The sequence below is a fragment of the Actinomadura sediminis genome, assembly GCF_042675525.1.
GTDB classification, from domain to species: domain Bacteria; phylum Actinomycetota; class Actinomycetes; order Streptosporangiales; family Streptosporangiaceae; genus Spirillospora; species Spirillospora sediminis.
Map to the genome: position 1 here is coordinate 1 of NZ_JBHTJA010000201.1, position 5148 is coordinate 5148.

Genomic DNA, 5148 nt, shown 5'->3' on the forward strand with positions numbered 1-5148 from the left:
GCCCGCCCGCGGTGACCGCGCCCGCCCGTCCGGTGTCCGTGGACGGCGCCGGGCCCGCCGGGCGGGACGCGGCGGGCCCGCGCTCGGCGCCACCGGCGCGCGGCCCGTCCGGGACGGGCGTGAGCAGCGCGTTCGGGATGAGCACCACCGCGCGGACGCCGCCGTAGGGGGAGCGGGTGTCGACCGACACCGAGAACCCGTACCGGGCGGCGAGCACGCCCGCGACGGCGAATCCGACCTGCGGCGGGTCGCCGAGCCACTGCACGTCCGACGGGACCTCGCCGGACAGCCGCTCGGCCGCCCGCTGCAGCTCCTCGGGCGTCATCGCGACCCCGGCGTCGTCGATCATGATGGCGACGCCGTTGTGCGTCGTCTGGAAGTTGACCTCGACCATGGTGTCGGGCCGGGAGTGCCGGGCGGCGTTGTCCAGCAGCTCGGCGACGGTCAGCACGACCGGCTCCACGGCCCGGCTGGTGACCGCCATGTTCACCGGGTTCTGCACGTTGACGCGCAGGTAGTCGCGGATGCGGGAGGTCGCGCCGCGCACCACGTCGCTCAGCGAGGACGCCGACCGCTGCTGGCCCGGCCACGACCCGCTCAGCACCGCCATGGCCTGCGCGCGGCGGCCGATCTGCGCGTTCATGTGGTCGATGCGCAGCAGCCCCTCGAGCACGTCGGGGTCGTCGTGCCGCTCCTGCATGGTGGAGATGGCGAGCTGCTGCTCGTTGGCGAGGCTCTGCATGGTGCGCATCATCGAGCGGCCCGCGGACCGGCCCGCGAGGGCGGCGCGCTCGGTGATCCGCTCGACCGACCCGCCGAACAGGTCCATGACCTTCTGCACGTCCTGCGCGAACCCGGGCGCCCGCGCGTCCAGCCGCCGGTGCAGCGGGCCGCTCACCCGGACGGCCGAGTTCTGCAGCGACTCCAGCAGCTCGGGCAGCCGCACCGCCGCGAGATGCGCCAGTTCCTTGTCCCGCAGCTCGACGGCGTCCGCGAGTTCGGCGGCGCGTTCGCGGAGCCCGGCGGCCGACCGGCGCTGCCGGGCCAGCAGGACGGCGGCGACGCCGGCCACGGCGGCCAGGGCCGCCGCCCACAGGATGTGCTCCATCGGTTCCTCGTGCGCAAGGGGGAACGGCCGCGGCGGGCGCGGGCCGCCCGGGGCCGGGGTGGAGTATCGGACAGTGATGAAATGTCGCGATTTGGTGACCGTAGGACGCCCCGGGCCCGGACGCTTGCGCGGGCGCGCAGAAAACCCGCCGCCACGCGCACGAATGATCACCGTGCGCCGGATCAGAGTTACTTTCCGGTAGTTTCCCCCGGTTCCCGGCAATGATCGCGCTAGCCTGACCTGCGGCGGTACGAGGGGTGAACGGCGGGTGCGGGCGGAGGCGCGGATGGGCGACGGCGCCGCCTACCGGATCGTCCGGTACCGGCCAGACGACCCCGTGCCGCGCGGCACCGGCCGCCTCCTGCTCCCCGACGGCGGCGCCCTCGCCCTCGACGGCGCCGACCTGCCCCCGGGAACCGCGGCCCTGCTGCCGCCCGCGCATCCCGCCCGCCCGGCCGGGCGGGTCCTGGCCCTGGCCATCCCGGTGCGCGAGCTGCCGCCCGCCGCGCACGGCGCCGTCGTCCTCGTCGACGTGTCGTCCGGCCTCGGCCGGATCGTCGCGGACATGGCGCGGGCCGTCGCCGCGGAGGCGGGCGCCCTCGGCGTCGCCGAGTTCGACGCGGCCTGCGACCGGATCGCCGAACTGCTCCGCATGGCCGTCGCGGGACGCGCGCAACGCCCGCCCGCGCCCGGGAACCTCGCCGAGGTCGAGACGGTCGTGCGCCGCTACGTGCGGGCGCACGCCACCGACCCCGGCCTCACCGGGCGCGTCATGGCGCAGGAGCTCGGCTGGTCGCTCCGCCAGATCCAGCTCGCCCTCCAGCGGGCCGGGACGACGCCGCGCGCCCTCATCCGCGAGGAACGCCTCCGGCTCGTCCGCGACCGGCTCCGCGACCCCGCCGACCGGGCCGTGTCGATCACCGACCTCGCGCACGCCGCCGGGTTCTCCTCCGCCGGGGCGCTGAGCACCGCGTTCCGCCGCCGGTTCGGCGTCAGCCCCCGCGAGCTGCGGCGCGGTCAGACCGGGACGGGCTGACGGCGGGCCGGCAGCGCGACGGCGACGTCGAGGCCCCCGCCGGGCCGGGGCCGCGCCGTCACCGTCCCCCCGTGCGCCCGCACGATCGACTGGACGATCGACAGCCCCAGCCCCGCCCCCTTCGCGGTCACCACCCGGTCGGCGTCGAGCCGCCGGAACGGCTCGAACAGCTCCGGCACCTCGTACGGCGGCACCGCCGGCCCCGAGTTCGCGACCTCCACCACCACCCGCGGCCCCGCCGTCCGCGACGCGACCCGCACCCAGCCGTCCGCGCCCGCGTTGTGCCGGATGCCGTTCTCCACGAGGTTCTGGACGACCCGTTCCAGCAGCAGCGCGTCCCCCGCCGTCACGGCCTCGCCCGCGTCCGCCCCGACCGTCACGCCCGCCTCCGCCGCCTCGGCCGCCGTCTGCTCCGCGACGTGCGCGACGACGTCCGCCAGGTCCACCGGCGCCCGGTTCACGATCTCGTTCTCCGACCGGGCGAGCAGCAGCAGCCCGCCGATCAGCCGCTCGTGCCGCGCGTTGATCTGCAGCAGCGACTCGCCCAGCCGGAGGACGTCCGGGGACGCCGACGCGCGGTGCATCGCGACCTCGACCATCGCCCGTCCCACCGTCAGCGGCGTGCGCAGCTCGTGCGACGCGTTCGCGACGAACCGGCGCTGCCCGTCGAACGACCGGTCGAGCCGCTCGATCATCGTGTCGAACGTGTCGGCCAGTTCCCTGACCTCGTCGCGCCGCCCCCGCAGCGCGATCCGCTCGTGCAGGCCCCGGTCCGCGGCGGGCGCCGCCGCGATCCGCCGCGCCGTCTCGGTGACCCGGTGCAGTGGCGCGAGGACCTGCCCCGCGATCAGCCACCCGAGCCCGGCCGCGACCCCGCCGACGGCCACCAGCGCGATCGACCCCTGGGTGATGAAGGAGGTGACGGCCGCGTCGCGCACCTCCTTCTCCTGGGCGCGCATCAGCTTCTCCAAGGCGACGTGGACGCGGTCGTCCGACGGCGTCTCGACCACCTCGCTCCCCCGGGCGCCGCCCTGGCCGTTCCCCTGGGCGTCGTTCTGCGCGTTCGCCGTCGGCGGGGCGGTCACCTTGGCGAGGTACCTGGTTCCCGCCGGCCGGGACAGCTCCTGGGTGAACAGCGCGTAGGTGACGCCGAGGAGCGTCAGCCCGGCGAGCAGGAACAGGCCGCCGTACGTCAGCGTCAGCCGCGCCCGCAGCGTGATGTGCCGCTTTCCGTTCGCCCTCGTTCTCGTCCTCACGGGATCCGGTACCCCACTCCCTTGACCGTCTCGATGACCGGCGGATCGGCGAGCTTGCGCCGCAGCTTGAGGATCGTGAGCCGCACCGCGCCCGTGAACGGGTCGGTGTGCTCGTCCCACGCCTTCTCCAGCAGCCGCTCGGCGGACACGACGCCGCCGTCGGCGCGCAGCAGCTCGGCGAGCACCGCGAACTCCTTCTTCGCGAGCGGCACGTACCGGCTGTCCCGGAACACCTCCCGGCGCGCCGGGTCCAGCGCGATGCCGGCCCGCCGCAGCGTGGGCGGCGCCGCCGGACGCGACCGGCGGCCGAGCGCCAGCACCCGCGCCGCCAGCTCCGGGAACGCGAACGGTTTGGTGAGGTAGTCGTCGGCGCCGAGGCCGAGCCCGTCCACCCGGTCGGTGACCTCGGCCGCGGCGGTCAGCATCAGCACCCGCGCGGACGCGTCCGCCCGCACCATCGCGCGGCAGACGTCGTCGCCGTGCGTCCGCGGCAGGTCCCGGTCCAGGACGACCACGTCGTAGTCGTTGACGTACACCCGTTCGAGCGCGGACGTCCCGTCGTGGGCGAGGTCGACGGCGTGCGCCTCGGCCCGCAGCCACTCGGCGATCGCGTCGGCGAGGAGCCGTTCGTCTTCCACCACCAGCACCCGCATGTGCCGCCCTCCGCTCGTCGGACCACGGTCATGCTGCTGGGTGCCGCGTTTCCTTTCCGTAAGGAACCGGGACCGGGCCGCGGGAAACGCCGGGGAAACGCCCGGCCCGGTTGCATCGCCTCTCGTCCGGCCGGAACCGATCCGGTCGCGGAACGAGGAGACGAGACAGATGCGACTGCGGACCCGTGGCGTGCTCGCGACGCTGCCGCTGGCCTTCGCCCTGGCGCTGACCGGCTGCGGAGGGGACGGCGAGGACGGCTCCGGCGTGGCGTCGGCCGGGGGCGAGGCCGCCGCCGGCGCCGATGCCGGGCCGAGCCTCGGCCCGGAGGAGATGGGCGTGAAGTTCGCCCAGTGCATGCGCGAGAACGGCGTGCAGATGGAGGACCCGAAGCCCGGCGGCGGCATGCGGATCAACGCGAAGGGCGTCGACAAGGCCACCATGGAGAAGGCCCAGGAGGCGTGCCGCGAGTTCAACCCGATGGAGCAGGCCGGCCGGCCGCCCAGCGCCGAGGACCAGGAGCGCGCCCGCGAGCACGCCGAGTGCATGCGGAACAACGGCGTCGAGGCGTTCCCCGACCCGAAGCCGAACCAGCGCGGCATCCGGATCACCGCCGAGGTCGGTGAGGACCCCGACTTCGAGGCCGCGCAGCAGAAGTGCCAGAAGCTGCTGCAGGGCGCCGGGAAGGGCGGGCCGCAGTGAGGGGCGGCCCCGCGGTCGGCGGCCGTCCGGACCGCCCGGCCTCCCCGCCGGGCGACGCGCCGCCCCCGAACACCGACGAACCCGCCGCGCCCCCCGCCGTCCCGCAGCCGGACGCGCGGGACGTCGGGCCGGAGTCTGGCGCGGGTCCCGCCGCCTCGGACTCGGACGTGCGCCCCGCCGGCCCGGAGCCGGACGCGAAGGCGGGGCGGCGGGCGCGGACGGCCGCGCGGACGGCCGCGGAGTCGGACGCGCGGGTCGCCGGGCCGGAGTCTGGCACGGGTCCCGCCGCCTCGGAGGCGGGTGCGGCGCCCGGGCGGAAGGAGGCCAGACGGGACGGTACGGCGCGGCGGCGCCGGCCGTGGGTGCGGGTCGCGCTGGTCGCGGCGGCCGTCGCG

Annotated in this window: 5 protein-coding genes and 1 pseudogene; 3 read left to right on the top strand and 3 right to left on the bottom strand. The window is 76.2% G+C overall.

From position 1 onward, the window contains the following. A partial coding sequence (locus ACFQ11_RS37010; protein ID WP_378307511.1) for an ATP-binding protein occupies window positions 1-1108 on the bottom strand: 1108 nt, incomplete at its 3' end. 286 nt (window positions 1109-1394) lie between these two features. Here ACFQ11_RS37010 and ACFQ11_RS37015 point away from each other — a divergent pair. Beyond that, window positions 1395-2144: a helix-turn-helix domain-containing protein gene (locus ACFQ11_RS37015; RefSeq protein WP_378307513.1), complete on the top strand. Its 750-nt coding sequence runs from the start codon at window positions 1395-1397 to the stop codon at window positions 2142-2144. On the opposite strand, the gene ACFQ11_RS37020 is transcribed toward ACFQ11_RS37015, so the two are convergent. Both ACFQ11_RS37020 and ACFQ11_RS37025 read right to left on the bottom strand, forming a co-directional pair. After that, window positions 2126-3400 (bottom strand): sensor histidine kinase, encoded by a 1275-nt coding sequence (locus tag ACFQ11_RS37020; RefSeq protein ID WP_378307515.1) that lies wholly within the window; start codon window positions 3398-3400, stop codon window positions 2126-2128. The genes ACFQ11_RS37015 and ACFQ11_RS37020 overlap by 19 nt on opposite strands. Next, window positions 3397-4053, bottom strand: coding sequence for a response regulator transcription factor (locus ACFQ11_RS37025; protein ID WP_378307517.1), 657 nt, complete (start codon window positions 4051-4053; stop codon window positions 3397-3399). Before ACFQ11_RS37025 ends, ACFQ11_RS37020 begins: the two co-directional genes overlap by 4 nt. 169 nt (window positions 4054-4222) lie before the next feature. Between ACFQ11_RS37025 and ACFQ11_RS37030 the strand changes: the two genes are divergently transcribed. Both ACFQ11_RS37030 and ACFQ11_RS37035 read left to right on the top strand, forming a co-directional pair. Further along, window positions 4223-4753, top strand: coding sequence for a hypothetical protein (locus ACFQ11_RS37030; RefSeq protein WP_378307519.1), 531 nt, complete (start codon window positions 4223-4225; stop codon window positions 4751-4753). Then, window positions 4750-5148 (top strand): annotated as a pseudogene (locus ACFQ11_RS37035) (hypothetical protein); the annotation flags it as partial. The gene ACFQ11_RS37030 and the pseudogene ACFQ11_RS37035, both read left to right, overlap by 4 nt.

Bases quoted from the DNA above. Each gene is read 5' to 3' on its own strand.
- ACFQ11_RS37015 (WP_378307513.1), top strand. From the start codon at position 1,395: ATGGGCGACGGCGCCGCCTACCGGATCGTCCGGTACCGGCCAGACGAC.
- ACFQ11_RS37025 (WP_378307517.1), bottom strand. From the start codon at position 4,053: ATGCGGGTGCTGGTGGTGGAAGACGAACGGCTCCTCGCCGACGCGATC.
- ACFQ11_RS37030 (WP_378307519.1), top strand. From the start codon at position 4,223: ATGCGACTGCGGACCCGTGGCGTGCTCGCGACGCTGCCGCTGGCCTTC.